The following is a 25,697-nucleotide window of genomic DNA, read 5'->3' as shown; positions in this document are numbered from 1 at the left end:
CGGACGGGGAAGACTTCCTCCGCTGGCCTCAGAGCCCTGGTCCGGCGGCGGCCTCCATGTGCACGCCGCGCCCGTCGAGGAAGGCGGCGGCGATCAATTCACGCGTGTAGGCCTCGCGCGGCTTGTCGAAGATCGCCTCGACCGAGCCGCGTTCGACCACCTTGCCCGATTTCATCACCATGATCTCGTCGGAGAGCGCCCGCACCACGGCGAGGTCGTGGCTGATGAAGATATAGGCGAGGCCGTGCTTCTCCTGCAGGTGGCGCAGCAACTCCACGATGCTCTTCTGCACCGAACGGTCCAAGGCTGATGTGGGCTCGTCGAGCACGACGAGCGCCGGCTTGAGGATCATGGCGCGCGCGATGGCGATGCGCTGGCGCTGCCCGCCCGAGAATTCGTGCGGGAAACGATGGCGGGTGGCCGGGTCGAGCCACACCTCCTCGAAGGCGGATGCGGCGCGGCGGTCACGCTCGGCGCGGGTCAGGCCCGGCTCGTGCACGAGGAGGCCCTCGGTGACGATCTCGCCCGCGGTCAGCCGCGGCGACAGGGAGCCGAAGGGATCCTGGAAGACGAGCTGCATGTGCCGGCGCAGCGGCCGCATGGCGGCCCGGTCGAGCGGCATCAGCGCGCGGTCCTCGTAGCGCACGAGGCCGGCCGCCGGCATCAGGCGCAGCAGGGCGCGGCCGAGCGTCGACTTGCCGGAGCCCGATTCACCCACGACGCCGACGGTCTCGCCGCGGCGCACGGTGAGATCGACGCCGTCGACCGCGCGCAGGTCGTGCCGCCTGCGGCCGAACAGGCCCTCGTGTTGGGTAAAGACGACGCGCACGTCCTCGGCCGTGAGCACGGTCGGGCTGTCCGGCGGCGGCGGGGACTTGCGGCCGGTCGGCTCCGCCTCGATCAGCATGCGCGTGTAGTCGTGCCGCGGCCGCTCGAAAAGCGTGCCGGTCGCGCCGCTCTCCACCACCTCACCGCTCTTCATGACATAGGTGCGGTCGGCGAAGCGGCGGACGATGCCGAGGTCATGGGTGATGAAGACGATGGCCATGCCGAGCCGCGCCTTGAGCTCGGACAGGAGCTCGAGGATGCGCGCCTGCACGGTGACGTCGAGCGCCGTCGTCGGCTCGTCGGCGATGAGGATGTCGGGATCGTTGGCAAGCGCCATGGCGATCATCACGCGCTGGCGCTGGCCGCCGGACAATTCGTGCGGATAGGCGGCAAGCCGCCGCTCCGGATCGGGGATGTGCACGAGGTCGAGCAGCTCGACGGCGCGCCGACGGGCCGCCGTGCGGGAGAGCCCGGCGTGGCGCATCAACGGCTCCGCGATCTGCTCGCCGATGCGGTAGAGCGGGTCGAGCGAGGTCATCGGCTCCTGGAAGATCATGGTGATCTTGCGCCCGCGGTAGCGGTTGAGCGCGCGCGCCGGCAAGCCGAGGATCTCCTCGCCGCGGTAGCGGACGGAGCCGTCGGCGCGGCCGTTGCGGGCAAGAAGGCCCATGACCGCCATCATGGTCTGGCTCTTGCCGGAGCCGGATTCGCCGACGATGGCCACCGTCTCGCCGGCGTCGACGTCGAGGTCGATGCCCTTCACGGCCTCGACCGCACCGCTCTCGGTCTCGAAGCGGACGCTGAGCCCGCGGACGCTGAGCACGGTATCGGCCATCAGCGGTCCCTTGGGTCGAGCGCGTCGCGCAGGCCATCGCCGATGAAGTTGAGGGCGAAGAGCGTGGCGACGAAGAAGATGGACGGGAAGATGATGAGATAAGGCGCGCTCTGGATGTTGGCCGCGCCTTCCGAGATGAGCACGCCCCAGCTCGTCAGCGGCGCCTGCACGCCGAGGCCGAGGAAGGAGAGGAAGCTCTCGAGCAGGATGATCTTCGGCACCATCAGCGTCACGAAGACGACGACCGGGCCGAGGAGGTTCGGCACGATGTGGCGCCTCAGGATGCCGCCCGTGCCGACGCCGAGCGCCTCCGCCGCCTGCACGAACTCGCGGCGCTTCAGCGCCAGCGTCTGGCCGCGGACGATGCGCGCCATGTCGAGCCATTCGACGGCGCCGATGGCGACGAAGATGAGCACGAAGTCGCGGCCGAAATAGACGACGAGCAGGATGACGAAGAAGACGAAGGGCAGGGAATAGAGCACGTCGACGAAGCGCATCATGAGGTTGTCGATGCGCCCGCCGGCAAAGCCCGCGACGGCGCCGTAGGCGACGCCGATGACGAGGCTGACGAAGGTGGCGAGCAGGCCGACGAGCAGGGAGATGCGGCCGCCGACCATGATGCGCGTCATCAGGTCCCGGCCGCTGCGGTCGGTCCCCATCAGGAAGAGCTGGCGGTTGACGCGGCCCTCGACGACGAACGTGCGCCCGTCGTCCAGCGTCTCGACCACCTTTGGATCGGCGAATTCGTCGAGCCGCTCGATGTAGCGGGTGTTGCGCGGGTCGATCGGCCGGTCCGACCGCAGCGTGACGCGGAAGCTGTCGCCGTCGACCGAGAAGTCGGCCATGGCGAGGCGGGCCCGCTCCAGCGCCTCGCCCATGGCGCCGGCGAGCGCCGATTCCTTCGGATAAAGCTCGAGGCTCGGCGGCATCGCGACATAGGAGCGGTAGACGCGGTCGTAGGGGTGCGGCGACAGCCACGGGCCCGCGACGCAGAAGAGGGTGATGAGGGCAAGGACGATGCTGCCCGCGACGGCCGCGCGGTTGCGCAGGAGGCGTCGCATGGCGAGCGCGAAGAGGCTGCGGCCGGCGGGGGCGGGTTTCGCCGCGGCGGCATCGGTGGCGAGCGTGCCGTCAGTCATAGCGCACCCGCGGGTCGAGCGCCGCATAGGCGAGGTCGACGAGGAGGTTGAAGACGACGACGAAGCCCGCCAGCGTCACGACCGTGCCCATGACGAGGGTGTAGTCCCGGTTGAGCGCGCCCTCGACGAAATAGGCGCCGATGCCGGGAATGGCGAAGATCTTCTCGATGACCACCGAGCCGGTGACGAGGGCGGCGGCGGCCGGCCCGAGATAGGAGATCACCGGCAAGAGCGCCCCCTTGAGGGCGTGGCGGATGATGACATGGCCGGGCAGGCCGCTCGCCCTGAGCGTGCGGATGTGGTCGGCGCGCAGGGCCTCGATCATGGACGAGCGGGTGAGCCGTGCGATCACCGCCATCTGCGGCAGGGCGAGCGCCACCGTCGGCATCAGCCGGTGGGCGAGGCCGCCGTCGCCCCAGCCGCCGATGGGCAGCAGCCCGAGCATGAGGCCGAAGACGAGCTGCAGGACGGGGGCGACGACGAAGTTGGGCACCGTGACGCCGACCGTCGCCACGGTCATGACGGAATAGTCCGCGGCGCTGTTCTGGCGCAGGGCGGCGAAGACGCCGGCCGCGACGCCGCCGAAGATCGCCAGGGCGAGGGCGCTGAGGCCGAGCGTGACGGAATAGGGCAGGGCGCGGCGCAGCATCTCGCCGACCGTGAAGTCGATCGCGACATAGCTCGGGCCGAAGTCGCCGCGCACCAGCTTGCCGAGATAGTCGAGGTACTGGACGTGGAGCGGCTGGTCGAGGCTGTAGGCGCGCCGCAGGTTGTCGAGCACCTGCGGGGCGAGCGGCTGCTCGAGGTCGAAGGGGCCGCCCGGGGCGAAGCGCACCAGGAAGAAGGCGACGGTGACGATGACGAAAAGGGTGGGGATGGCGCTGAGAAGGCGGCGCAGGGTGTAGGAGAGCATGACCTCTTCCGCAGCGAGGGGCGGCCCCGGCGGGGCCGCCCGGGGTCATCAACGCTCGATGCTGATGTAGCGGCTGCGATGCACGTTGCGCACGTTGTCGGCCCAGCCCTTCACCTTGTCGGACACGAGGTGGAGCGACGTGCGGTTGAGGATGGGGATGAGACCCATCTCGGCGAGCAGGATGGCCTCGGCCTCGGCCATGATCTTCGCCCGCTCCGCGGGATCGAGCGTCGCGTCGGAGGTCTTCACGAGCTCGTCGAACTTCGCGTTGCTGAACTGCGAATAGTTGCCGACGGCATTGCCGGTGACGCCGAGATAGAGGAAGTTCTGCGCATCGGCATAGTCGCCGACCCAGCCGGCGCGCGCGACATCGAAGTCGCCCCTGTTCTGCAGATGGGCGTAATGCGTCTTGATGTCGGTGTTGAGCAGCGTGACCTCGGCGCCGAACACCTGCTTCCACATGTCGGCGATGGCGGTCGCCACCTTCTTGTGCGCGTCGTTGGTGTTGTAGCGGATCTCGATCTTGAGCGGCTTGCCGCCCGGGCCGTAGCCGGCCTCCTCGATCAGCTTCTTGGCCTCGTCCTCGCGGTCGAGCTGCGACAGCGCGGCGAATTCGGCCTCGGCCGGCGTGTAGCCGTTGATGCCCGGCGGCACGAGGCTGTAGGCGGGCACGGCGGCCCCGCTCCAGATCTTGTCGGCGAGGAAGTCGCGGTCGATGGCCATGGCGAGGGCGCGGCGCACGCGCGGGTCGCTGAACGGCTCCTTCTTGTTGTTGATGGCGTAATACTCGATGGCGAGATAGGGCGAGGTCTTCACCTGGCCGCCCAGCTTCTCCTTGAGGAAGGGCAGCTGGTCGATGGGGAACTGGTAGTTGGTGTCGAGCTCGCCGGCCATGAAGCGGCGCACCGCGGCGGCGTTGTCCTCGGTCGGATAGAACATGACCACGTCGACCTTGACGTTGGCCGCATCCCAGTAGTGCGGGTTCTTGACCACCTTGATGTGGTCGCCCGGCACGTTCTCGGCGAGGCTGTAGGCGCCGTTGGAGACGAAGTTGCCCGGCCGCACGAAGTCCTTGCCGAATTTCTCGACGCTGGCCTGATGCATCGGCAGCGCCGTCTGGTGCGTGAGCAATTCGAGGAAATAGGGCGTCGGCCGCTCGAGCGCGATCTCGAGCGTCAGGTCGTCGACGGCCTTCACGCCGAGTTCCTCGGGCTTCATCTCGCCCTTGTTGATCTTCTCGGCGTTCCGGATGGGGTAGTGCAGCGAAGCGTATTTCGCCGCCGTCTGCGGATCCATGATGCGGCGGAAGGAGAAGACGAAGTCGGAGGCCTTGACAGGATCGCCGTTCGACCACTTGCCGTCGGCGCGCAGCTTGAAAGTGTAGACCGTCCCGTCCTGCGACATGGTCCAGCTCTCGGCAGCGCCGGGAACGACCTTGCCGGCCTCGTCATAGGCGACGAGCCCCTCGAGCAGGTCCCACAGGACGTTGGCCTCGACGTCGATCGAGGTCTGGTGCGCGTCGAGCGTCTTGGGGTCGCCGGCATTGCCGCGGTGATAGACGGTTTCGGCCTGCGCCAGGGTCATGATCGCAAACAGCGCAGCGACGGCGCAGAGGAACGTTCGAATACGGCTCACATCTGCCTCCCGCTTCTGGATCGCACCGGCATTTGATTTAAAGTTGAGCGAATCCAAGTCTTTCCGGCGCGTCGACTTTGCCGGGCGAAGGAAAGCACTCGCCCTTCACGCCGTCAATCGCACCCCTGACGCGAAGTGCGCGGGGCGGTGCCGAAATAGCGGGCGGAGCAGCCGCTCAGGCAGGCACGGCGCGTGGTGAGCCGTCGGGATCGGTCGCCTCGGGCTCCTGCGAGATGGGGGCTGTCGTGGGGTCGATGATGTCGAACGGCCGCTCGGCGCGCACGGCCGGCGGGGGCCGCGAGGCGATGCGCATCCGGGCCACGGCGGCGAGGAGGAGCGCGATCGAGGCCATGAAGTACAGGAGGCCGTCGATATCGAGCCGTGCCATCACGCCCGAGCCGATGATCGGGCCGAGGGCCGAGCCGAAGCCGCTGACGAGCACCAGCCGGCCGCTGACCGCCACCACGCGGTCGGCGGGCATGCGGTCGAGCGCGTGGGCGACGCTGACCGGATAGAGGGTCGACATGAAGCCGCCGAGTAGCGCCGCGACCGGCAGGACCGCGGCCGGGCTGGGCGGCAGCACTGCGAGCAGCAGCGCCGAAACCGCAAAGCCCACCGCAAGGCCGGCGAGGACCAGGCGGCGGTCGTTGCGGTCGGACAGGCGCCCCACGGGCACCTGCAGCGCAAGCCCGCCGAGCACGGCCACCAGCATGAAGATGGCGATGGTGTCCTGCGTGATGCCGTCGCGCAGCATCCAGGCCGGCACCAGGGCATAGAAGGCGCTGGTGATCATGCCGCCGATGACGCAACCCATCACGGCGACCGGCGCCTGGCGGGTGAGATCGCCGTAGGGCAGCGTCGCCTCCGGCATGATCCCGGGCGCCTCGGCCCGCGTCAGGGTGACCATGACGAGCGCGAGGGCAAAGAGCACGATGATGACGTAGAACGGGGCGGCCGACTGGATCGTCAATTGCCCGATCAGCAGCTGCCCGACGGCGAGGGCCGTGAAGGTGCCGACCATGTAGACCGAGAAGACGCGGCCGCGCTGGCTGGCCTCCGCCTTGGCGTTGAGCCAGCTCTCGGTGGTGATGAAGAGGCCGACGCAGCCGAGGCCGATGGCGGCCCGGCAGGCGATCCAGACGGCGGGCGAGACGGAGAGCGGCATGGCGGCCGTCGCGGCCACGACCATGCCGGCGAAGGCCGCATAGGCACGGATGTGACCGATGCGCCGGATCAGCCGTCCCGACCCGACGGCGCCGGCGGTGAAGCCGATGAAATACGCGCTGAGGACGACACCGGTGCCGGTCGGGCCGAAATCCTCCATGGTCAGGCGCAGCGAGAGGAAGGTGTTGAAGAAGCCGTTGGCCAGCTGAACAAGGCTCGTCGCAGCGATGAGAGTTCCGATCTGCACGAGCATCGGCCGGCCTCCTTGGTCTGGTCGTGGTGGAAGACCCCTACGGGCGAAAAGTGGAGTGAATGCGTCCCTGAAACAGCTGCTCCGCGATCGGGTTCCGAAACCGCCGCATTCAGTTGCCCGGAGAGGCCGGAGCGCAACCGTCGGATGCGAGGAACGCGAAGAGCGCGCGCGCCGGAGGCGTGAGCTCCTCTTCATGGTGGACGCAGACCGCCAGGCGGCGCGTGGTCCAGGCATCGGTGAGCCGAAGCCGCATGAGCTTCATGGACCGTCCGCAGCGGCGCGCCGCCACCTCGGGCACGACGCCGAGACCGGCGCCCGCGGCCACCATGTGGCAGATGCCGTCGAAGCTGGGCATGCGCACGCGCATCTTGAGCCGGGCGCCCATCCGCGCGGCCTGCGCATCGATGTGCTCCTGCAATGCGCCGCCGGCCAGACCGACGACCTGCTCGTGCAGGATCTCGGCAAAGGCGATGCGTTTGCTCGCCGTCAGCGGATGACCATGTGGGGCAACCACGACGAGGCGGTCGACGGCAAAGGGCCGCAGCACGAGGCCGGAGGTGTCGACGGCGTCCGAGAGAATGCCGATTTCCGCCAGCCCGGACGTGACGGCTCTCGCGACCTCGGCGCTCTGCCGCTCCTTCAGCGCCACGTCGATGCGCGGATTGGCCGCCATCCAGGGGCCGAGCCGTTGCGGCAGGAATTCGCTGAGGGCGGCGGTGTTCGCAGCCACCTGCACGGTCGCGCGCAGGCCGCTCGCGTGCTCGCCGAGGTCGCCGCGCATCTGCGCCATCTGGCGCAGGATGATCCTGGCATGATGCGCCAGCGCCTCACCGGCCGCCGTCGCCGTGACGCCGCGGCGGCCCCGTTCGAGAAGCGCGACCTTGCCGGCTTCCTCCATATCGCGCAGCCGCTCGCTGGCTGCGGCGAGCGACAGGCCGGCCTCGGCCGCGCCATGGGTGATGCTGCCGGCATCGAGCACGGCGAGGAACAGGCGAAGGTCCGTCAGGTCGAAGCGCATGGGTATGAGCATAGGCGGTGCCTTGCCTTCGGGCCAGCCGAAGGCAGGCTGCGGCTTATCCGCATTGCGGCGGGTGACCGATCCGCTATCCGGATGCCATGATGGATCCTTCGTTCGTGCTCGTCGCCGTTGCTGCGGCGACCTTCTTCGGTGCCGGCATCGTCAAGGGCGTCACCGGCATGGGCCTGCCGACGGTCGCCATGGGCGTGCTCGGCGCGCTGGTTTCCCCGCTCGCGGCGGCCAGCCTGCTGATCGTCCCGTCCTTCGTGACCAATGTCTGGCAGCTTCTCGCCGGTCCGCGCTTCGGCCCCGTTCTGCGCCGCCTCTGGCCGATGATGCTCGGCATCGTGGCGGGAACGATGGTCGGTGCGCCGCTGCTGGCGGGCAGCGATACCGGCGCGACGACGGCCCTGCTCGGGGCCGCGCTCGTCGCCTATGCCGGCTATACGCTTCTTGCGCAACAGCTGCACGTGCCGCGGAGGCTGGAGGCGTGGCTGGCACCGGTCGTCGGCGTGACGACCGGCCTCGTCACCGGCGGCACGGGCGTCTTCGTCATTCCGGCCGTGCCCTATCTTCAGGCACTCGGCCTCACGAAGGATGATCTCGTCCAGGCGCTCGGCCTGTCCTTCACCATGTCCACCGTGGCGCTTGCGGCCGGGCTTGCCTGGCGGGGCGCCTTCCAGGTCGACGACGTCGCCTTGTCGGCGCTCGCGGTTGTTCCCGCGCTCGCCGGGATGTGGGCCGGACAGGCGATCCGCTGCCGCATCGATCCGGCGACCTTCCGGCGCGGCTTCCTGATGTGCCTTCTCTTCCTCGGTGCGGAGATGCTCGCAAGGCCGTTTCTTTGAGATGAAGGGCCTCGCGGCATTTCACGCATCTTTCCGCGTGAAGGTCATGTGCGTCACGCCGCCGGGCGAGGAGGTGGCTTCGATCTGGTAGTCGCTCTCGAGGCCCTCGAGCCCCTCCCAGAGACGTACGCCCCGGCCGAGCAGGATCGGGACCACCGCGATATGCGCGTGGTCCACGAGCCGGGCGGCCAGGAAGTCGCGAACGACGATCGACCCTCCGCCGATGCGCACGTCCTTGCCGCCGGCCGCCTCGCGGGCGACCTTCAGCGCTTCGGCCGGCGGGGCATCGATGAAATGGAAGGTCGTGCCGCCTTCCATCGCGATCGACGGGCGCGGGTGGTGGGTGAGGACGAAGACCGGCGTGTGAAACGGCGGGTTCGACCCCCACCAGCCCGTCCATTCCGGGTTCTCTTGCCAGCCGGGAGGGCCGAACTTCCCGGCACCCATGATCTCGGCGCCGATGCCGGGATAGAACTGCCGCGCGAAGGCGTCGTCGACGCCGCCGGTGCCGCCGGGCGGCAGGCCGAACATCTCGCGGCCCCAGCGGGTGGCGAACATCCATTCGTGCAGCCGCTCGCCGGCGTGGCCGAACGGCTCGTCACGGCTCAGGCCTTCGCCGGTGCCGAAACCATCGAGCGAGACGGAGAAGTTCTGAACGCGGGCGAGCGACATGGCTGGTGCTCCTCTTCGTCGGTATGCGGCGCCTCGGCGAGGCCGTTTCGCCGCCGCCTGGGCTCACGATGCGCGGGCCTCGTCCGCGAACTTCCTGCGTCGCGCCAGTTCCGCGTCGGACGGCGCGCCGGGGACGAACGATCCCGGTTTCACCTCCCCCGCCGGCCGGTAGGTGTTGATCACCACGCCGGTCGATGAGGTCGTCGTGTCGGTGAGCGCGAGCGCCCGTGCCGGGAGGCCGTCCTTGAACAGGCGTTTGCCGTGCCCCAGGACGAGCGGAAAGATCCAGACGCGGTATTCGTCGATCAGTCCGGCGGTTGTCAGCGTCTGCAACAGGTCGCTGCTGCCCCAGGTCTGGATGTCCGGGCCGTCGCCCGATTTCAGCCGTTTGATCTCGGCCGCCACGTCGCCGTCGATGCGGATGGAACCGGCCCAGTCGAGACGGTCGAGGCTGCGCGTGGTGACGTATTTGGTCGCCTCGTTGAAGCGGTTGGCGATCGGGTTGTCACCTGCGTGCGGCCAGTGGACGGCGAAGATCTCGTAGGTCCGGCGCCCCAGCAGAAGGTCGTAGGGCTCGGCCATGCTGTCGATGATGCGCTTGTTCATCATGTCGTCCCAATAGGGCACGAGCCATCCGCCATAGGCGAAGCCGCCTGTGGGATCCTCTTCCGGGCCCCCGGGGGCCTGCATGACGCCGTCGAGTGACACATAGGCGGTTGTGATGATCCTTCTCATGTCGGCTGCTCCTGCTGGTGCTCACTGCCGGGCCCGCGAGGCGGAGGCCGTCGGGAGCCGCGTGTCACGGCTTACCGGCTGCCGGCCTGCGTGGATATTCGAGCTGCATGGCGACCACGTCGGCGGTGGCGCCTCCGTAGCGTGCGGCGATCGCGTCGAGCGTCCGGTCAAGCGCATGGGCCGGCCGCTCGGCCGGAAGGGGCATGATGCGCCGGGTTTTCGGCCAGTCATGGGCAAGGCTGTCGGGGACGAGCCGAAGGCCGTTGCGGGACTCGATCGCATCCGCCGAAGCGGCGAAACTCGTGACGCGCGACCGGTAGGTGCGCGACCAGGCATCGGCCACCAGCGCCAGCGACACCTCGTCCACGCCCGGCTCGAGGCGGAGGCCGAACTCGTCCCGGTTCCAGAAGGCGATCCTGTTCGCGAGCACGGTCACCGCGAAGGGGCGTGTGAGCCTGAACGCGCCGCTCGCGTGCCGGGCGTCCCATTCCCCGATGCCGAGGTCGCGTGCCACCGCTTCTGCCCTGGTCCGGCCGGCGATCGCCTCGATCAGTGTCAGCATCATCGGCATGGAGGCGCTGATGCCCGTGGTGGTCGTGACGGCCTCGTCGCTCACCATGCGCCGGTCGGCGACATGGGTGGTCGTCGGGCTCCGGCCCAGCATCTCGCGCAGGTAATACCAGTGGGTCGTCGCGCGCCTGCCGTCGAGCAGGCCGGCGGCAGCGACGATCTTAGCGCCGGCGCAGATGCCGATGATCCGCGCCTTCTTCGCCGCCTGGGACTTCAGCCAGTCGAGCACGGCCGGGTCGTCGTCGCGGCTCATGGCGGGCACGATGACATAGTCCGCCCCTTCGGGATGCGCGGCATCGAACTGCGCGAGGGTCGCATCGGGGACGACCTTGAGGGCCGGATAGAGCGTCACCGTCCCCGGGCCGGTCGCCAGCATCACGACATCGGCGACATCGGCCCGCCGCAGGATGCCGGCCGGCACCAGATAGTCGGTCGTCTCCGTCGCCTCGTTGAGGGCGATGACGGCAATGAGCGGGCGCTCGCGTTTCACGGGTTTCAGTGCAGCGAGCATGGCATCCGCCTCCTCCCGTGGCACCGGCGGCGCCTCGACAGCCGCCGTTGCGACCGGCAGGCTGAGGATCCAGCCGCCGAAACCCGCGAGGCAGAGGACGAGGACCACCAGAATGCCTGACAAGAGGTGGACTTTCGACATGCGGAGCTTCTCCGGCATCCAGCGCCTCTCAGCGCTTCCAGAGCAACACTAGATGCCGCGAGCCCTGGCAGGAATGACAAACAGCTGATAATTTCTGCCAATGCATCACGTCGCCTTTGTGGTCTATCCCGGTTTCGAGCTGCTCGACCCCTCGGGGCCGGCTTCCGTCTTCACCGGCGCCAATCGTGCTCTCGGCCAGAGCGGGAAGCCCGCGTTCTATCGGGTCACGCTGCTCTCGGCCGAAGGCGGGGCCGTGGAGAGCAGCAGCGGGGTCGCGGTCGAGACGCGGTCCATTGCCGATGTGCGCCCCGGGGACATCCAGACCGTGCTGGTCGTCGGCGCGGAACGGGAGCACCTCCTGCCGGCGGTGGCGGACCCGGCGTTGCGGGCCGCGCTGCCGCCGCTTGTCCGGCAGGCCGAGCGCTTCGGCTCCGTCTGCACCGGCGGCTTCGTGCTGGCGGCGCTCGGTCTCTTCGACGGCCATCGCGTCGCGACCCATTGGGACGCCTGCCGGCCGTTTGCCGACGCCTTTGCGAAGGTTGCGGTGGATTCGGACGCGCTCTATGTCGTCGACGGGCGGCTCTGGACCTCGGCGGGGGTGACGACCGGCATCGACATGGCGCTGGCGATGATCGCGCACGACCTCGACGCAACGATCGCCGGCGAGGTCGCGAAACGGCTCATCCTCTATGCCCGCCGCCCCGGCTACCAGTCCCAGTTCAGCCCGGTCCTCAAGGCGCAGGTCAAGGGCGACAGCCCGTTCGCGGACCTGATCGGATGGATGCAGGCCAACCTCGATGCACCACTCGACGTGCCGTCGCTCGCCGCTCGCGCCGGCATGACCGAGCGCACCTTCTATCGTCGGTTCGTGGCCGCAACGGGCGAGACGCCCGCCCGTTTCGTGGAGGCCGCGCGGCTCGATGCGGCGCGCATGCTGCTGTCGCGCGGTCTCTCGCTGAAAGCGGTCGCGGCGCAGGTCGGCCTCTTCCCGCCCGCGCGGCTCGCCGAAGCCTTCGAGCGCCGCTTCGGCGTCGCGCCGCGGCTCTTGCGCGACATGCATGCCGTGCTGTAAGGCCCGCACGTGTCAGGCCGGCTTTGCGCCGGCGCGGCTGGCGAAGCCGGCCAGGCGGGCGTAGCCGCGCACGACGGCTTCCCGCTCGTCGTGGGACGCGATCGCCTCGATATCGTCGAAACCGTCCGGCGCCCTTGCCTCGATCATGTCGATGACGCCTTCGGGGCCGCCCTGGCGGTTTGCGAGCACGATGGCCGATGTCGCGGGCCGGCGTTCCGCGTCATAGGCCGCGAGCGCCGCTTCGACCGACCCGGCCGAGGCGAGGTGGCCGGCGAGGCTGCGCGCATCGAGGATCGCCTGGCTCGCCCCGTTGGAGCCGACCGGGTACATCGGGTGGGCGGCGTCGCCCAGCAGCGTCACGCGTCCGAAAGACCAGCGGTCGAGCGGATCGCGGTCGCAATTGGGGTATTCGTAGAACGTCCCGGTCGCCCGGATGATCTCTGCGGGATCGACGAAATCCAGCCGGAAGCGGTCGCGCACGAAGGGTACCACCTCCTCCAGCCGGCCTTGCCGGGTCCAATCCTCCCGGCGCGGAGGCGCGGCGCCCGAGGCTCCCGTTCGCGCCATCACCGCCCAGTTGGTGAGGCGCGTCTGCGGCTCTGCCGCATCGGCCTCGATCGGATAGAACACGAATTTCGCGAAATTGCCGCCGGCGATCGCCATCGTGCGGCCGTCGCGCCAGGTCGGCCAGCGGGTGCAGCCGCGCCACAGCATCACGCCGTTCCAGATCGGCGGACCTTCATCGGGGAACAACCGGGCGCGCACCGTGGAGTGTATGCCGTCCGCGCCGACGAGCAGGTCGCCGGAGGCGCGGGTGCGTCCGCCGGGGCCCGACAGCGCGACGGCCACGCCGTCCGCCGTCTGGCGAAATCCGTCAACCTGGCAGCCGGTGCGGATGGCGTCGCGGCCCAGCCGGTCGATCACCGCCGCGTGGATCAGCTTCAGGAGCCTGCCGCGATGGATGCTGTATTGCGGATGGTCGTGCCCCGCCTCGATGCCGCGCAGGTCCCGCCACACCTCCTGGCCCAGCCGGTTGGCATAGATGAGCTCGCGCGTGCGGATGCCTTGGGCGTCCAGCTCCGGCTGAAGCCCGAGGCCCGCCAGTTCCCTTGCGGCATGCGGCAGCACGTTGATGCCGACGCCGAGCTCGCGGATCTCGCCGGCGCGCTCGAAGATCTCGACCTCGATCCCGATCGCATGCAGGAACAGGGCCGTGGTCAGCCCGCCGATGCCGCCACCGGCGATCAGCGCCTTCATGGGGCCACCTCTCGTCCTGATGTTCGGACGGCAGCCTAGGGGCGCGGTGCGCTGGCCGAAATGACATAAACGGCGGGATGTCTGCCAAAGCCGGTGTGCCGGCAGGCAGGACGTGCCTCATACATGTCATGTATAGTTCGCGCAAACGCCGCACCGCGAGGGGCATCATGACCCATCCAGTGGAGCACCCCGTCACGCGCATCCGCTTCCTCGCTCTGCGCCTTCTCTTCATGGTTCTGTTGATCAGCGCGCCACTCACTGGCCGCGCACAGTCCTTCGAGCACGCGACCAGGGACAGGGTGATGGCCGTCCTGCCCAGGCTGGAGGAGATGGCCCGGCAGATCGTGGACAAGGACGAGGTTCCAGGCCTGTCGATCGCGATCGTCTACCGGGACGAGGTCGTCTTCCTGAAAGGGTTCGGCGTCAGGGAAGTGGGCGGCGGCGCACCGGTCGACGCCGATACCGTCTTTCAGCTCGCCTCGCTGTCGAAACCGCTTGCTTCGACCGTGGTTGCGGCGATCGTAGGCGAGGCCGGAACGAGCTGGGATGCACGCATCGCGGACATCGACCCGGGCTTCCAGCTCCACGAGGCCTATCCCACCGCGCAGGTGACCGTCCGCGATCTCTTCTGCCACCGCAGCGGCCTTCCGGGCGGCGCCGGCAACGAGCTGGAGGAGCTCGGCTACGGGCGCGATGCGATCCTCCACCGGCTTCGCCAGGTCAAGCCGTCGAGCAGCTTCCGCTCGGGCTATTCCTACAGCAACTTCGGGCTCACTGCGGGGGCCGTCGCCGCGGCCGCGGCCATTGGCATGAGCTGGGAGGATGCAGCCGAGGCCAAGCTCTACAAGCCGCTCGGCATGGTCTCGACCAGTTCGCGCCATGCCGATTTCCTCGCACGCGTCAATCGCGCCACGCTCCACGCGCGGCACGACGGCCGATGGCAGGCGCTTGCCAGGCGCGATCCCGATGCGCAATCGCCGGCCGGCGGGGTCAGCTCCAATGCGCGCGATGTCGCGCAGTGGATGCGGCTTCATCTCGGCAAGGGCAAGTACAACGGCCAGCAGCTGATCGATGCGGATGCGATCGGCCAGACGCACCTGCCGCACATGTCGCTCGGCAGGCATCCCATCACCGGCAGCCCGGTCGTCTACGGTCTCGGTTGGAACCTGGAGTATGGCCGTTACGGCGAGGTCTGGGGACATGCCGGCGCGTTCAGCGACGGCGCCCGCACGCTCGTCAGCCTGCTTCCCGACGAAGAGCTCGGCATCGCGGTCCTTGCCAACGCCTTCCCCACCGGCGTGCCGGAAGGCCTTGCCGATACGTTCTTCGATCTGGTGATGCGGGGCGAAGCCACCCGCGACTGGAGTGCGGACTGGGGCAGGCTCTACGATCAGCTCTTCGGGCCGGCGATCGAGGCGGCAGTCAAGCGCTACGGCACGCCGCCCGCGTCGCCGCGGCCGGCCCTCCCGCTCTCGTCCTACGCCGGTACCTATGCCAATCCTTACGTCGGACAGGCCGTGGTCGCCGAGAAGGACGGTGGGCTCGAAATCAGGCTCGGCCCGGACGGCAGCCGGATCGTCCCGCTCAGCCATTTCGACCGCGACCTGTTTACCTATCGCCCCTATGCGGAGATGCCGGCCATGCTCCTCGCCATCACCTTCGCGATCGGGCCGGATGGGAAGGCCTATCAGGTCGAGATCGAGCACCTCAACGATCTGGGGCTCGGCGTGCTGAAGCGCGCCGGCTATTGAGCAGGCAAGGTCGTCGGCTGAGAGGGGGACGAGGCCCAAAGCCGGCGGTCCGGTTTCATGAGACGGGTTCGATGCTTCAACGAGCGAGCCGGCAGTTCCGGTGATCCGGGGGAGCCGGCGAAGCATTCGAAAGGTACCGGCGATGGAGTTCGATTGGACATTCGGTGGCAGCCATGCACTCATCGCCATGCTCGGGCTGCTCGGCGCCTTGCTGCTGATCGTGTCGCTGTTCATCAATAACCAGGTTGTTCACTATACGGCGCGCGACGAGCGGCACAAGGAGAAGCAGCTTGAGTATTACAGGAACACATTTTCACAGCTCGGCGTGATCCTCCTCGGGATCGGCATATCGCTGTTCATCTTCTTCTTTCAGCAGAACTATCTGGAGCGTCAGCGACAGGACGCGCAGGCGCAGGAGCTCCTGGCGAAACTGGCGGTGAGATTGAGCCGCGCGGCGCCGCTGCTCGAGTTCGTGGCCGAGATCGATCCGGTGCTGGACGACGGCGGCGCCTATGTCGATCCCGAGGATGGCGGCTCGAACCGGGCGGTGACGGCAGCCGGCGCCGATCTTGCCGCCCAGGTCGCGGCCATAAGGCTCATCGAGCGGGAGGTCGACCTCGATGAATTCGCGGCCATGCAGTTCTCGAGCGACTTCCAGTCGTCACCCCTGGTCCATCGGCTCGATCCGAACCTGTGGTTCGGCCTGGTCAAGGACGAGGCGGATCTCCAATATGCGGTCAAGCAGCTGCGGGAGGACTATGGCGACCTGCGGCGCGTCCTCGCAAATCGCCAGCCCGACGAGATCGTCACCGACCCCGAGCTGACCGCCAACGTCAAGCGCGAGGTGCTGGACGTGCTGTGGGACTACGCCTGGCTGCGCGACCGCAGCCGGCGCCTCGTCGCGCGCGCCTGCCGCTTCCTGGGCCACGGCCGGCAGTTCCTCGCGCTGAAGCCGATCGAGGCGGTCGAGGCGCGCTACAATTCGCACCGCGAATGGCTGCAGCAGGCGCAGAAGGCCTACGAGCCATTCTCCGCCGGTGGGGAGACCTGCTACGCCATGCTCAAGGCCGCGTCGTGAAAGGCCTTTCCCCGGCAGGCAGGTCCATCACTTCCAGCCGAAGACCTGGATGAGGGCCGGGGTGATGATGACGACGAAGAGCACCGGCAGGAAGAAGAGGATCATCGGCACGGTGAGTTTGGGCGGCAGGGCCGCCGCCTTCTTCTCGGCCTCGTTCATGCGCTGGTCGCGGCTCTCCTGTGCGAGGACCCGCAGCGCCTGGCCGAGCGAGGTGCCGTAGCGCTCGGCCTGGATGAGCGCGGTCGCGACGTTCTTGACGATGTCGAGGCCCGTGCGGGTGCCGAGGTTCTCGAAGGCGGCGCGCCGGTCCGGCAGGTAGGAGAGCTCCGCCGTGGCGAGCGTCAGCTCCTCGGCGAGCGGCACGGACTGGGGGCCGATCTCCTGAGCCACCTTGCGGAAGGCCTGCTCGATGGACATGCCGGATTCGACGCAGATGAGCAAAAGGTCGAGCGCATCCGGCCAGGCGCGGCGGATCGAGACCTGCCGCTTCTGGATGGCGTTGGAGACGAAGAGCTCCGGCAGCTTGATGCCGGCATAGGCGGCGAAGATGACGATGCCGAGCCGGATGGCGAGCGGCTGCTGCAGCTTGAGGAGCACGAAGACGTAGAAGGCCGTGAACAGGCACAGGCCGATGGGCAGCACCATGCGGAAGAAGAGGAAGGCGATCTCCGCCTGCTGGCCGCGGTAGCCGGCCATGGTCAGGCGCGCCCGGGCCGTGTCGGTGCCGAGCCAGTGGCCGAGGTTGAAGCGGTCGACCACCTGCTTCATGTAGGCCTTGGGCTGCTGGCGCAGGGAGGCGCGCTGCTGGCCCATCATGCGCTCGCGCTCGCGGGCGCGGATCTTGTCCCGCTCCAGCGCCACCGCCTTCATGCGCTTGTCGAGCGCGTTGCGCTCGGCGAGCGGCAGGGCGAGCGTCAGCACCGTGCCGGCGGCCGCGATGGCCGCGAGGAGCGCCAGCATGAACTGGCTGTCGAGCAACCGGTCGGTGAGGGCCTCGACGATCGCCACCCGCGCCTCCTCAGAAGTCGAAATTGATCATGTTGCGCATGACCATGATGCCGACCAGCATCCAGCCCCCCGAGACGGCGAGGGCGATCTTGCCCGTGTCCTTGAGCCACAGGAGCTCGATGTAGCTCGGGCTCGTGATGTAGACGAGGATGGCGACGACGAAGGGCAGGGAGGCGATGATGCCGGCCGAGGCCTTCGCCTCCATGCTCATCGCCTGGATCTTGCCCTTCATCTTCTTGCGCTCGCGCAGGACGCGCGAGAGGTTGCCGAGCGCCTCGGACAGGTTGCCGCCCGCCTTCTGCTGGATGGCGATGACGATGGCGAAGAAGTTCGCCTCGGGGATGGGCATGCGCTCGGGCAGGCGTGCGCAAGCGTCCGTCACGGACAGGCCGAGCGCCTGCGCCTCGACGATGGCGCGGAATTCGGAGCGCACCGGTTCGGCCGCCTCCGAGGCGATGATCTTCAGGCAGTCGCCGAGCGGCAGGCCGGCACGCACGCCGCGCACCACGACGTCGAGGGCGTTCGGCAACTCCTCGACGAAGCGCTTCATGCGCTTGTTGCGCAGGTGGGCGAGCAGCCAGCGCGGCAGGCCGAGGCCGCCGACGAAGAGGCCGGCGAGCGCCATGACGGGCCGGTGCGTCATGAGGAAGAGCAGGAGCGCGGTGGCAAGGCCGAGCCCGGCGCTGACGAGGAAGAAGCGCGGCTTCGTCCAGGCGAGGCCGGCCTGGGTGATGCGCATCTCGAGGGACAGCCTGTTGCGCCGCTTCTCGCGGGCCTCGATCTCCTTGAGGCTCTGCGCCACCTGCTCGCGCTTGCTGGCCGTGGCGGCGTTGAGGCGCTCGGCGGCGCGCTGGGCCGAGGTGCCGACGAGCGCCTTCTGCCGCTCCTCGGCCCGCCTTTCGCCGGAGAGCCAGGGATAGACGAACACATAGGCGATGCCGCCGACCGCGACCGTCACCAGCGCCGCGACGGCGAGGTTCGCCGGGGCGAGGGAGCCGAAGAGGGTGAGGAGCATCTCGTCCATGGGGCGGCCCTCACGCCACGGCTTCGCCGCCCGCGCGCTCCATGGCGTCGAGCGCGGCGGCGAGGCGCTGGTCCTCGCCGAAGTAGCGCGCCCGCTCCCAGAAGCGGGGCCGGCCGATGCCCGTCGAGCGGTGCTGACCGAGGAGGCGCCCGTTCGCGTCCTCGCCCGTGATGTCGTAGGTCATGACGTCCTGGGTGATGATGACGTCACCCTCCATGCCCATGATCTCGGTGATGTGGGTGATGCGGCGCGAGCCGTCGCGCAGGCGCGCGGCCTGGATGATGACGTCGACGGAGGCGCAGATCATCTCGCGGATGGTGCGCGAGGGCAAAGCGAAGCCGCCCATGGTGATCATGGATTCGAGACGCGACAGCGCCTCGCGCGGCGAGTTGGCGTGGAGTGTGCCCATGGAGCCGTCGTGGCCGGTGTTCATGGCCTGCAGCAGATCGAAGGCCTCCGCGCCGCGCACCTCGCCGACGATGATGCGCTCGGGACGCATGCGCAGGCAGTTGCGCACGAGGTCGCGCATCGTCACCTGGCCCTGGCCCTCGAGGTTGGGCGGGCGCGTCTCGAGGCGCACCACGTGCGGCTGCTGCAGTTGCAGCTCGGCCGCGTCCTCGCAGGTGATGATGCGCTCGTCGTGGTCGATGTAGCGGGTGAGGCAGTTGAGCAGCGTCGTCTTGCCCGAGCCGGTGCCGCCCGAAATGATGGTGTTGCAGCGGACACGGCCGACGATGCGCAGGACCTCGGCGCCCTCCTGCGAGACGGAGCCATAGGTCACCAGCTGGTCGAGCGTCAGCTTGTCCTTCTTGAACTTGCGGATGGTCAGCGCCGGCCCGTCGATGGCGAGCGGCGGCACGATGACGTTGACGCGCGAGCCGTCCGGCAGGCGCGCGTCGCAGATGGGGGAGGCCTCGTCCACGCGCCGGCCGACCTGGCTGACGATGCGCTGGCAGATGTTCATCAGCTGCTGGTTGTCGCGGAAGCGCACGTTGGAGCGCTGGATCTTGCCGGCGACCTCGATGTAGGTGTAGCCCGCGCCGTTGACCATGATGTCGGCGATGTCGTCGCGGGCGAGCAGCGGCTCGAGCGGGCCGTAGCCGAGCACGTCGTTGCAGATGTCGTCGAGCAGCTCCTCCTGCTCGGCGATCGACATGACGACGTTCTTGAGGGCGATGATCTCGGTGACGATGTCGCGGATCTCGTCGTGCGCCGTCTCGGTGTCGAGCTTGACGAGCTGCGACAGGTCGATCGCCTCGATGAGGGCGCCGAAGATCATGCTCTTCGTCTGGTAATATTCCTCCGAATGGCGCTTTTCCGGCCGCGGCGGCTCGGGCTGCGGGGCGGACGGCGCCGGCGCGGCGCGCGGCGGCGGATCGATCCTCGCCGGCGCGGCGGCCGGGCCGAGCCGCGCCGGCTGGGGGGCCGGTGCCGCCCCGCCGAGGGGGCCATTCTGGCTCGTCCGCTTGCCGAACATGTCGCGTCCAGTTCCGTTTCCGTGTCGCCGTTACGATTTGCGTCGGGCGAGCCGGGCGATGATGGGCGAGAGGAAGGCGCCGGCCCGCGCCCGCCGCTGCTCCGCGCGCCCGGTGATGGCCGCGGCGAGCTCGTCGAACACGGCGGGCACCTTGCCGGAGGGCTGCACCTCGGACAGCATCTGCCCGCCGTTCGCCGCCGTGCCGAAGAGCTGCGCATCGAAGGGGATGGTGGCGGCGAGCTCGGCGTCGAACGCCTTCAGGAAGTCGGCAGCCGTGATCTCCGGCCGCTTTGGCACGCCTACCCGGTTGAGGACGAGGCGCGGCTTGCGGTCGTTCGGCCGCGTTTGGCGCAGCAGGTCGGCGAGGTTCTTGGCGTTGCGCAGGTTGGCGAGATCCGGCTCGGCGACGATGACGACCTCGTCGGCGGCGATCAGCACCCGGCGCAGCCAGGCCGTCCAGACGTGCGGCATGTCGAGGACGATAGCCGGGATCGAGGCGCGCAGGACGTCGACCAACTGGTCGAAGGCGCTTTCGTTGAGGTCGCAGGTGCGGTCTAGCACGGCCGGGGCGGCCAGCAGGCTGAGGTTGTCGCTGCAGCGCGACAGCAGGCGGTCGACGAGATTGGCGTCGATCCGGTCCGGCGAGAACACGGCCTCGGCGATGCCCTGCGGCGGGTCCTGGTTGAAGTCGAGGCCGGCGGTGCCGAAGGCGATGTCGAGATCGGCGATGACGGTGGCAAGATGCGCCGAGCGGGCGATGGACCAGCCGAGGTTGTGCGCCACGGTCGAGGCGCCGACGCCGCCCTTGGCGCCCACGACGGCGATGGTGCGCCCGAGCGGCTCCGCGCCGGGCGTTGCGAACAGCTCCGAAATGGCGGCGATGGTGTCGACGACGGAGAGCGGCGCGATGAGATAGTCGCTGACGCCGCGGCGCACGAGCTCGCGGTAGAGCTGAACGTCGTTGACATGGCCGACGACGAGCACCCGGGTGCCGACGTCGCAGACCTCCGACAGGCTGTCGAGATGGGTGAGGATCGCCTCGCGGTCGCTGTTCGTCTCGAGGATGATGACGTTCGGCGTCGGCGCGTGGCGGAAGGCCTCGACCGCCGCCGAGGCGCCGCCCATGGCGAGCTTCGTCTGGGCGCGGGCGAGGCGCCGGTCGGCGGCAACGATCTCCATCACCGCGGCGACGGCCGGTGTCTCGCAGAAGGCCTCGATGGTGATGCGCGGCACCGGCGCAATGAGGCGCTCGCCGGTCTCGCTGCGCGTAAGGTCCTGAGCGCTTGCCATCAGTTGCCTCCGGCCGCGTCGCTGATCTTGGTGGCGTCGATTTTGTATTCCGTCGAGGGGTCCTCCCCCCGACGCAGCTTCTCGTTGGCGTTGAGGCGCTTGACGGTGTCGATGCGCCCCTCCGGCCGCGACCGGGCGAGGTCGAGCGGGTCGGCGACCTGGGCCGCGAAATTCGCCTGATAGGCGCAGCCGAGGTTCCAGTAGGGCCGGTTCTTCCAGCCGTCGACGCTGCTGCCGCTGGCGAGGTCCTGAGGCCACTCGCCGCACTTGCTGTCGACGCGGGCGCTGAGCTTGGCATAGCTCAGGCGGATGGGCGCCGTGAGCATCGGCTCGGTCGGGGTGTAGCGCGCCACGGTCAGGGCGGAGGCCGGCACGCCCGCCTCGGAAAAGACCTGCCGCACCGCCTGCAGCGCCCCGTGAAGGGCGCGCTCCTGCCCGGTGCCGGCCGGCATGTAGGCGGTGACGAGGCTCTTGCCGTGGCGGCGGTATTCGGCGGCGTAGGCCAGGATGTCGGTGCGCTGGCGGGCATCGATGCCGCGGGCCGACGTCACGAAGACGTCCAGCGTCTCGGGCGCGTCGACGAGCGTGATCGGATGGCGCTCGCGGAAGTCCATCGGATAGGTCGCGTTGGTGACGTAGCGGTCGGCCCCGCAGGCGGCGAGCGGCAGGGCAACGAGCGCCGCGGCGAGGCGGGGGACGGCTGTTCTGCGGGTGCGGGGCATGGCGGCGTCTCCGCGCGTGAGGCTGGGCCCGTCAGTCATTGATGAAACCGAAGATACCGCGCGCCACGGCGGGCTGCGGGGCGTTGCCGCCCTTGCCGTAGACGCGGTTGAGGCGGCCGAGGAAGACCGTCTGCGGGTCCATGGCGTCGGCGAAGCCGGCATCCGGCCGGGTGACGGCATTGGCGCTCATGGGCTTGGCGATATAGGGCGTGACGGCGATCATCAGCTCGCTCTCGTCGCGCTGGTAGTCGCGCGAGCGGAAGAGCGTGCCGAGGATCGGGATGTTGAGCAGGCCCGGGAAGCCGTTGATGGCCTGGCGCGACTTCTGCTGGATGAGGCCGGCCGTGACGAGCGTGCCGCCGGAGGGCAGCTCGACGGTCGTCTCCGACCGGCGCACGTTGAAGCCGGGGATGATCAGCGTGTTGCTGCGGTAGGTGTTCTGGTTGTCGATCTCCGACACCTCGGTGGCGACGCGCAGGCTCATGCGCGCTTCCGACTGCACGACCGGGGTGAAGGTGAGGGCGACGCCGAACTTCTTGAACTCGATGGTGGTCGTGCAACCGCCGCTCGGGCCCTGGCAGGCGTAGCCGGTCGGGATCGGCACCTCGCCGCCGACGAGGAAGGTGGCCGTCTCGCCCGACACGGCGGTCAGCGTCGGCTCGGCGAGGGTGCGGGCGACGCCAGCCTGTTCGAGGGCGCGCAGGGTGGCGGAATTGCCGCCGCCGCTGACGCTGATGTTGCTCGACGGCGACTCGTTGCCGAGGCCGAAGGCATTGGTGATCGCGCCCGTCAGCGTCATGTCGCCGAGGCGCCATTCGCCGGTCGTGTCGATGCCGAGCTGCTTGACGACGTTGCGCTTGATCTCCGCCACGGTGACCCGGAGCATCACCTGGTCCTTGCCGCGGATGGTCAGCGCGTTGATGACGCGGCTGGAGCCGGGGCTGCCCCCGCCATTTCCACCATTCCCTCCGCCGATGTCGCCGCCGAGGAAGGCGCTGGCGATGTCGCTCGCCTGCTGGGCTTCGCCCGTATTGGCGACGGAGCCGATGAGGAGCACGGATTCGCCCGCCGGCTTCACCTCGATCTGGGCATGCGGCATCGCCGTGCGCAACGTCTGGCGCAGGATGTTGAGGTCGCGGCCAACCGTGATCTCGAAGGCCGCGATCTGCCGGCCGGCGGCGTCCATGACAAAGATGGAGGTAGCGCCGTCCGCGACGCCGATGAGGAAGACCTTGCGCGTCGAGCGCACCACCGCATTGGCGACCTTGGGGTCGGCGACGAAGACCTCCTTGGCGTCGCGCGGCAGGTCGACCACGATGGAGCGACCGATGGACAGGTCGATGCGGCGGGCGATGGCGTGCTCGTCGCCGCCGACGGCGAGCGTCGGGGCGGCCATCGTTCCCTGCGCGGAAGCCGCCGCCGGCAGGGCGAGCGCCGCGGCGGCGAGGCCGGCGAGCAGGAGAAGCCGCAGGCTCCCTGGCCCGGCGGTTCTGGTGGCTCGCGGCCCTGGCGCCGCCGTCTGTGCTGTCTCGTGCATCGGGGCCGCCATGGCTCAGCGTCTCGGGGTCTGCACCGGCACGCCGAAGCGCACGATGGTGAGGGAGCCATCGTCGCCGCGGGTGATCGAGCCGGTATCGTTGGCATCGGCAAGGGAGCGCAGGGCGAGCGAGATCTGCCCCACCTTCTGGGCGAGCGTCAGCACCTCGGCCTGGCCGGGATCGACCTCGAGCGTCGCCGTCTCGCCCGTGACGACCTTCTCCCCGTCCTTCTCCTGCACCGTCTGGCCGATGGCGAGCACGCGGATGTTGGTGAGGACGGTCTCGGCCACCGTCACGTCCACGCCCTGCTGCTTCGAGGCCTCCTCGTCGCGATAGGTGCGGATGACGTCGACATGGTCGTTGGGCAGGATGAAGCCGCCGGCGGAGGAGGCGCCGCGGTTGTCGATGCTGATGGCGATGGCGCGCTTGCCGGTGGGCAGGATGGCGGACATGAAGCCCGAGCCGTCGGCCTTGATCAGCCGCTCGTGCCGGACAGGCTCACCCGCCAGGATAGCGGTGCGGGCGATGGCGCCCGAGACGTCTTCCATCGCATTCGGGCTTGCCGCGCGGGTGACGGCGCCCTTGGGCACGCCGTCCTCCGGCCAGGCCTGCCAGCGCAGGTCCGCCGCCTTGAGGCCGTTGCCCATGGGCACGTCGACGGCGGCGACGAGCACGTCCTCGGTCTTCTGCGCCGGGGCGGCCGCGACGGGCGCCGGTGCCGGCGGCGGCTTGCGGCCGGTGGCAAGATAGGCCGCGGCCACGCCCGCGACGAGCGCGACGCCGAGGATGACAAGACGGGCTGGCTTCATGTCGATCAGAGACCCCGACGAGGGTCACTCCCCCATTGACGGGAATCTGATCAGCCAATCGTCAAATTATGGTTAACAGAACGTATGCCCGACCGCTCGAATGGCACACTTTCGCGGGTCCGTCAGCGGACCATGAGCGCCGCCTGCCAGATGTCCGTCTGCGGATAGACGAAGAGCGCGGCGCCGGCGAGGGCGACGCCGTAAGGGATGCCGCGGTTGGCGGCATGCAGGCGCTGCGCCCAGCCCCAGCCGAGGGCGAAGGCCGGCAGCGGCGTCTTGCGCAACTTCAGGAAGGCGAGGGTGAGGACGCCGCCGAGGAGGGAGGCGACGAGAAGATAGGGCATGAGCTGGCCGAAGCCGAACCACAGCGCGGTCGCCGCCGTGAGCTTGGCATCGCCCCCGCCGATCCAGCCGGCCGCGAAGAGGGCGAAGGTGATCGCCAGGACGAGGACCCCGGCCGCGAGGTGCAAGCCGATCACCGGAAGCGGCAGGCCAGCGGCGAAGGCGACGAGGAAGAAGCCGGCGACGAGCGCAAGGCTCACCTTGTTCGAGATCGTCATCGTCGCAATGTCGCTCGCCGCGGCAAAGGCCATGAGGGCGGGAAAGAGCGTGAGGATGGCGATGTCGGTCATGCGCTATACTGCTTGCAGCCAATGGATACAACGGCCAGTGACGAGGCCGTTGTATCCTGATTCATCCAGTTTAATTTTTGGCCTTGGTCGCTTCTTCCGAGAGCCTTTCGCCGACGCCTTCAAAAATGTCGGTCAGCCCGCCGCCGAGCGTGGTGAGCGCGGTAATGATGGCGACGGCCACCAGCGCGGCAATCAGGCCGTACTCGATGGCGGTGGCGCCGGACTCGTCGCTGACAAAACGGGAAAACAGCGTCTTCATGGATGAACTCCTGCTATCACTGCTGCACTGTCCGCCGGTTGTTTTCGCTGCACCGCTCGGAACTGACGCCGACGTTATCGCCTGCTTCTTTCGGCAAAGTTAAAGTGATCAGAGAAAGTGGCACATGGCGATGACTTGTGCAATATAGTTAAACGGCTGTTATTACAATTGTCGACAAATAGTAACTGCCCATTCAGGAGGAGGGGTGTCCGGCAGGGATGTCCAGTCCAGTCCCGCGCCGGGTTTTCCGAAGTTGTTCCGCATGCGAGCGTTTCGGCGGCGCTGGGCAGACCCTTCCCGTCATGGCCGGGCTCGTCCCGGCCATCCACGCCTTGACGTTGCGCGACTTTCCGGGACGTGGCTGCCCGCGACAAGCGCGGGCATGACGGCGGGGGCAGTTGCGCACCCCAGCGCCGCGCTGTTGCACCGTTTGCATCGGCGGACACGGGGGCGAGGTGCGTTAGGCAAAGTTTCACCATTCTCCGGCAAGTTGTCGGCAATATTCGTGGGAAGGTGAG

23 protein-coding genes are annotated in these 25,697 nt (G+C 68.8%); 4 read left to right on the top strand and 19 right to left on the bottom strand.

Features of this window, described 5'->3' with window-relative positions:
• Positions 1–28 precede the first annotated feature (28 nt).
• The 6 genes from AL346_RS06215 to AL346_RS06190 form a co-directional block, all read right to left on the bottom strand.
• Positions 29–1,663 (bottom strand): ABC transporter ATP-binding protein, encoded by a 1,635-nt coding sequence (locus tag AL346_RS06215; RefSeq protein WP_019403724.1) that lies wholly within the window; start codon positions 1,661–1,663, stop codon positions 29–31.
• A complete protein-coding gene (locus tag AL346_RS06210) occupies positions 1,663–2,802 on the bottom strand; it encodes an ABC transporter permease (RefSeq protein ID WP_019403723.1) in 1,140 nt (379 codons plus the stop codon). Before AL346_RS06210 ends, AL346_RS06215 begins: the two co-directional genes overlap by 1 nt.
• On the bottom strand, positions 2,795–3,715 hold the full coding sequence (locus AL346_RS06205; RefSeq protein ID WP_019403722.1) for an ABC transporter permease: 921 nt from the start codon (positions 3,713–3,715) through the stop codon (positions 2,795–2,797). Before AL346_RS06205 ends, AL346_RS06210 begins: the two co-directional genes overlap by 8 nt.
• Positions 3,716–3,763: 48 nt before the next feature.
• Complete coding sequence (locus AL346_RS06200) at positions 3,764–5,350, bottom strand: peptide ABC transporter substrate-binding protein (RefSeq protein WP_026015407.1); 1,587 nt, start codon at positions 5,348–5,350, stop codon at positions 3,764–3,766.
• A 175-nt stretch (positions 5,351–5,525) separates the two neighbouring features.
• Entirely contained in the window at positions 5,526–6,767 is a 1,242-nt protein-coding gene (locus AL346_RS06195) for an MFS transporter (protein ID WP_019403720.1), read from the bottom strand.
• Between the two features lie 109 nt (positions 6,768–6,876).
• Positions 6,877–7,797, bottom strand: a complete 921-nt coding sequence (locus tag AL346_RS06190) for a LysR substrate-binding domain-containing protein (RefSeq protein ID WP_019403719.1) — start codon at positions 7,795–7,797, stop codon at positions 6,877–6,879.
• A gap of 86 nt (positions 7,798–7,883) precedes the next feature.
• On the opposite strand from AL346_RS06190, the gene AL346_RS06185 reads away from it, so the two are divergent.
• The gene (locus tag AL346_RS06185; RefSeq protein WP_026015405.1) at positions 7,884–8,633 is read left to right on the top strand and encodes a sulfite exporter TauE/SafE family protein; all 750 of its coding nucleotides are present in this window, start codon (positions 7,884–7,886) and stop codon (positions 8,631–8,633) included.
• A 21-nt stretch (positions 8,634–8,654) separates the two neighbouring features.
• On the opposite strand, the gene AL346_RS06180 is transcribed toward AL346_RS06185, so the two are convergent.
• The 3 genes from AL346_RS06180 to AL346_RS06170 form a co-directional block, all read right to left on the bottom strand.
• Positions 8,655–9,305 (bottom strand): dihydrofolate reductase family protein, encoded by a 651-nt coding sequence (locus AL346_RS06180; RefSeq protein WP_019403717.1) that lies wholly within the window; start codon positions 9,303–9,305, stop codon positions 8,655–8,657.
• Positions 9,306–9,368: 63 nt separating this feature from the next.
• Positions 9,369–10,040 (bottom strand): dihydrofolate reductase family protein, encoded by a 672-nt coding sequence (locus AL346_RS06175; protein WP_019403716.1) that lies wholly within the window; start codon positions 10,038–10,040, stop codon positions 9,369–9,371.
• 64 nt (positions 10,041–10,104) lie between these two features.
• Entirely contained in the window at positions 10,105–11,262 is a 1,158-nt protein-coding gene (locus AL346_RS06170) for a DJ-1/PfpI family protein (RefSeq protein ID WP_026015404.1), read from the bottom strand.
• Between the two features lie 100 nt (positions 11,263–11,362).
• Here AL346_RS06170 and AL346_RS06165 point away from each other — a divergent pair, with 100 nt between their 5' ends.
• Complete coding sequence (locus AL346_RS06165) at positions 11,363–12,334, top strand: GlxA family transcriptional regulator (protein WP_019403714.1); 972 nt, start codon at positions 11,363–11,365, stop codon at positions 12,332–12,334.
• Positions 12,335–12,346: 12 nt separating this feature from the next.
• Here AL346_RS06165 and AL346_RS06160 read toward each other — a convergent pair whose 3' ends face one another.
• Positions 12,347–13,591, bottom strand: a complete 1,245-nt coding sequence (locus AL346_RS06160) for a flavin-dependent oxidoreductase (protein WP_019403713.1) — start codon at positions 13,589–13,591, stop codon at positions 12,347–12,349.
• 77 nt (positions 13,592–13,668) lie between these two features.
• Between AL346_RS06160 and AL346_RS06155 the strand changes: the two genes are divergently transcribed.
• Both AL346_RS06155 and AL346_RS06150 read left to right on the top strand, forming a co-directional pair.
• Positions 13,669–15,342, top strand: coding sequence for a serine hydrolase (locus tag AL346_RS06155; RefSeq protein ID WP_245303225.1), 1,674 nt, complete (start codon positions 13,669–13,671; stop codon positions 15,340–15,342).
• A 142-nt stretch (positions 15,343–15,484) separates the two neighbouring features.
• A complete protein-coding gene (locus tag AL346_RS06150; protein ID WP_019403711.1) occupies positions 15,485–16,420 on the top strand; it encodes a hypothetical protein in 936 nt (311 codons plus the stop codon).
• A gap of 27 nt (positions 16,421–16,447) precedes the next feature.
• Here the strand turns inward: AL346_RS06150 and AL346_RS06145 are convergent, their stop codons facing one another.
• The 9 genes from AL346_RS06145 to AL346_RS06105 form a co-directional block, all read right to left on the bottom strand.
• A complete protein-coding gene (locus AL346_RS06145; protein ID WP_026015402.1) occupies positions 16,448–17,422 on the bottom strand; it encodes a type II secretion system F family protein in 975 nt (324 codons plus the stop codon).
• Positions 17,423–17,438: 16 nt separating this feature from the next.
• On the bottom strand, positions 17,439–18,443 hold the full coding sequence (locus tag AL346_RS06140) for a type II secretion system F family protein (RefSeq protein WP_050996710.1): 1,005 nt from the start codon (positions 18,441–18,443) through the stop codon (positions 17,439–17,441).
• A gap of 19 nt (positions 18,444–18,462) precedes the next feature.
• Positions 18,463–19,929, bottom strand: coding sequence for a CpaF family protein (locus AL346_RS06135; RefSeq protein ID WP_019403708.1), 1,467 nt, complete (start codon positions 19,927–19,929; stop codon positions 18,463–18,465).
• 30 nt (positions 19,930–19,959) lie between these two features.
• Positions 19,960–21,219: an AAA family ATPase gene (locus AL346_RS06130; protein ID WP_019403707.1), complete on the bottom strand. Its 1,260-nt coding sequence runs from the start codon at positions 21,217–21,219 to the stop codon at positions 19,960–19,962.
• A complete protein-coding gene (locus tag AL346_RS06125) occupies positions 21,219–21,941 on the bottom strand; it encodes a CpaD family pilus assembly protein (RefSeq protein WP_019403706.1) in 723 nt (240 codons plus the stop codon). Before AL346_RS06125 ends, AL346_RS06130 begins: the two co-directional genes overlap by 1 nt.
• Before the next feature lie 31 nt (positions 21,942–21,972).
• Entirely contained in the window at positions 21,973–23,478 is a 1,506-nt protein-coding gene (locus AL346_RS06120) for a type II and III secretion system protein family protein (RefSeq protein ID WP_156332700.1), read from the bottom strand.
• A 15-nt stretch (positions 23,479–23,493) separates the two neighbouring features.
• Positions 23,494–24,288 (bottom strand): Flp pilus assembly protein CpaB, encoded by a 795-nt coding sequence (cpaB, locus tag AL346_RS06115; protein WP_019403704.1) that lies wholly within the window; start codon positions 24,286–24,288, stop codon positions 23,494–23,496.
• A 122-nt stretch (positions 24,289–24,410) separates the two neighbouring features.
• Positions 24,411–24,920 (bottom strand): prepilin peptidase, encoded by a 510-nt coding sequence (locus tag AL346_RS06110; protein ID WP_019403703.1) that lies wholly within the window; start codon positions 24,918–24,920, stop codon positions 24,411–24,413.
• A 70-nt stretch (positions 24,921–24,990) separates the two neighbouring features.
• The gene (locus AL346_RS06105) at positions 24,991–25,179 is read right to left on the bottom strand and encodes a Flp family type IVb pilin (protein WP_019403702.1); all 189 of its coding nucleotides are present in this window, start codon (positions 25,177–25,179) and stop codon (positions 24,991–24,993) included.
• Positions 25,180–25,697: the final 518 nt, after the last annotated feature.

This window comes from Chelatococcus sp. CO-6 (assembly GCF_001271345.1).
In the GTDB taxonomy this organism is placed as follows: domain Bacteria; phylum Pseudomonadota; class Alphaproteobacteria; order Rhizobiales; family Beijerinckiaceae; genus Chelatococcus_A; species Chelatococcus_A caeni.
Note: the sequence above shows the minus strand (reverse complement) of the source record. Positions and strands in the feature narration are given on the sequence as shown.

Excerpts from the sequence above, each read along its gene's own strand:
- AL346_RS06190 (WP_019403719.1), bottom strand. The coding sequence starts at position 7,797 with ATGCTCATACCCATGCGCTTCGACCTGACGGACCTTCGCCTGTTCCTC.
- AL346_RS06125 (WP_019403706.1), bottom strand. The coding sequence starts at position 21,941 with ATGCCCCGCACCCGCAGAACAGCCGTCCCCCGCCTCGCCGCGGCGCTC.
- cpaB (WP_019403704.1), bottom strand. The coding sequence starts at position 24,288 with ATGAAGCCAGCCCGTCTTGTCATCCTCGGCGTCGCGCTCGTCGCGGGC.
- AL346_RS06135 (WP_019403708.1), bottom strand. The coding sequence starts at position 19,929 with ATGTTCGGCAAGCGGACGAGCCAGAATGGCCCCCTCGGCGGGGCGGCA.
- AL346_RS06205 (WP_019403722.1), bottom strand. The coding sequence starts at position 3,715 with ATGCTCTCCTACACCCTGCGCCGCCTTCTCAGCGCCATCCCCACCCTT.
- AL346_RS06120 (WP_156332700.1), bottom strand. The coding sequence starts at position 23,478 with ATGCACGAGACAGCACAGACGGCGGCGCCAGGGCCGCGAGCCACCAGA.
- AL346_RS06180 (WP_019403717.1), bottom strand. The coding sequence starts at position 9,305 with ATGTCGCTCGCCCGCGTTCAGAACTTCTCCGTCTCGCTCGATGGTTTC.
- AL346_RS06130 (WP_019403707.1), bottom strand. The coding sequence starts at position 21,219 with ATGGCAAGCGCTCAGGACCTTACGCGCAGCGAGACCGGCGAGCGCCTC.
- AL346_RS06185 (WP_026015405.1), top strand. The coding sequence starts at position 7,884 with ATGATGGATCCTTCGTTCGTGCTCGTCGCCGTTGCTGCGGCGACCTTC.
- AL346_RS06210 (WP_019403723.1), bottom strand. The coding sequence starts at position 2,802 with ATGACTGACGGCACGCTCGCCACCGATGCCGCCGCGGCGAAACCCGCC.
- AL346_RS06140 (WP_050996710.1), bottom strand. The coding sequence starts at position 18,443 with ATGCTCCTCACCCTCTTCGGCTCCCTCGCCCCGGCGAACCTCGCCGTC.
- AL346_RS06165 (WP_019403714.1), top strand. The coding sequence starts at position 11,363 with ATGCATCACGTCGCCTTTGTGGTCTATCCCGGTTTCGAGCTGCTCGAC.
- AL346_RS06175 (WP_019403716.1), bottom strand. The coding sequence starts at position 10,040 with ATGAGAAGGATCATCACAACCGCCTATGTGTCACTCGACGGCGTCATG.
- AL346_RS06105 (WP_019403702.1), bottom strand. The coding sequence starts at position 25,179 with ATGAAGACGCTGTTTTCCCGTTTTGTCAGCGACGAGTCCGGCGCCACC.
- AL346_RS06110 (WP_019403703.1), bottom strand. The coding sequence starts at position 24,920 with ATGACCGACATCGCCATCCTCACGCTCTTTCCCGCCCTCATGGCCTTT.
- AL346_RS06215 (WP_019403724.1), bottom strand. The coding sequence starts at position 1,663 with ATGGCCGATACCGTGCTCAGCGTCCGCGGGCTCAGCGTCCGCTTCGAG.
- AL346_RS06155 (WP_245303225.1), top strand. The coding sequence starts at position 13,669 with ATGTCTGCCAAAGCCGGTGTGCCGGCAGGCAGGACGTGCCTCATACAT.
- AL346_RS06150 (WP_019403711.1), top strand. The coding sequence starts at position 15,485 with ATGGAGTTCGATTGGACATTCGGTGGCAGCCATGCACTCATCGCCATG.
- AL346_RS06195 (WP_019403720.1), bottom strand. The coding sequence starts at position 6,767 with ATGCTCGTGCAGATCGGAACTCTCATCGCTGCGACGAGCCTTGTTCAG.
- AL346_RS06160 (WP_019403713.1), bottom strand. The coding sequence starts at position 13,591 with ATGAAGGCGCTGATCGCCGGTGGCGGCATCGGCGGGCTGACCACGGCC.
- AL346_RS06170 (WP_026015404.1), bottom strand. The coding sequence starts at position 11,262 with ATGTCGAAAGTCCACCTCTTGTCAGGCATTCTGGTGGTCCTCGTCCTC.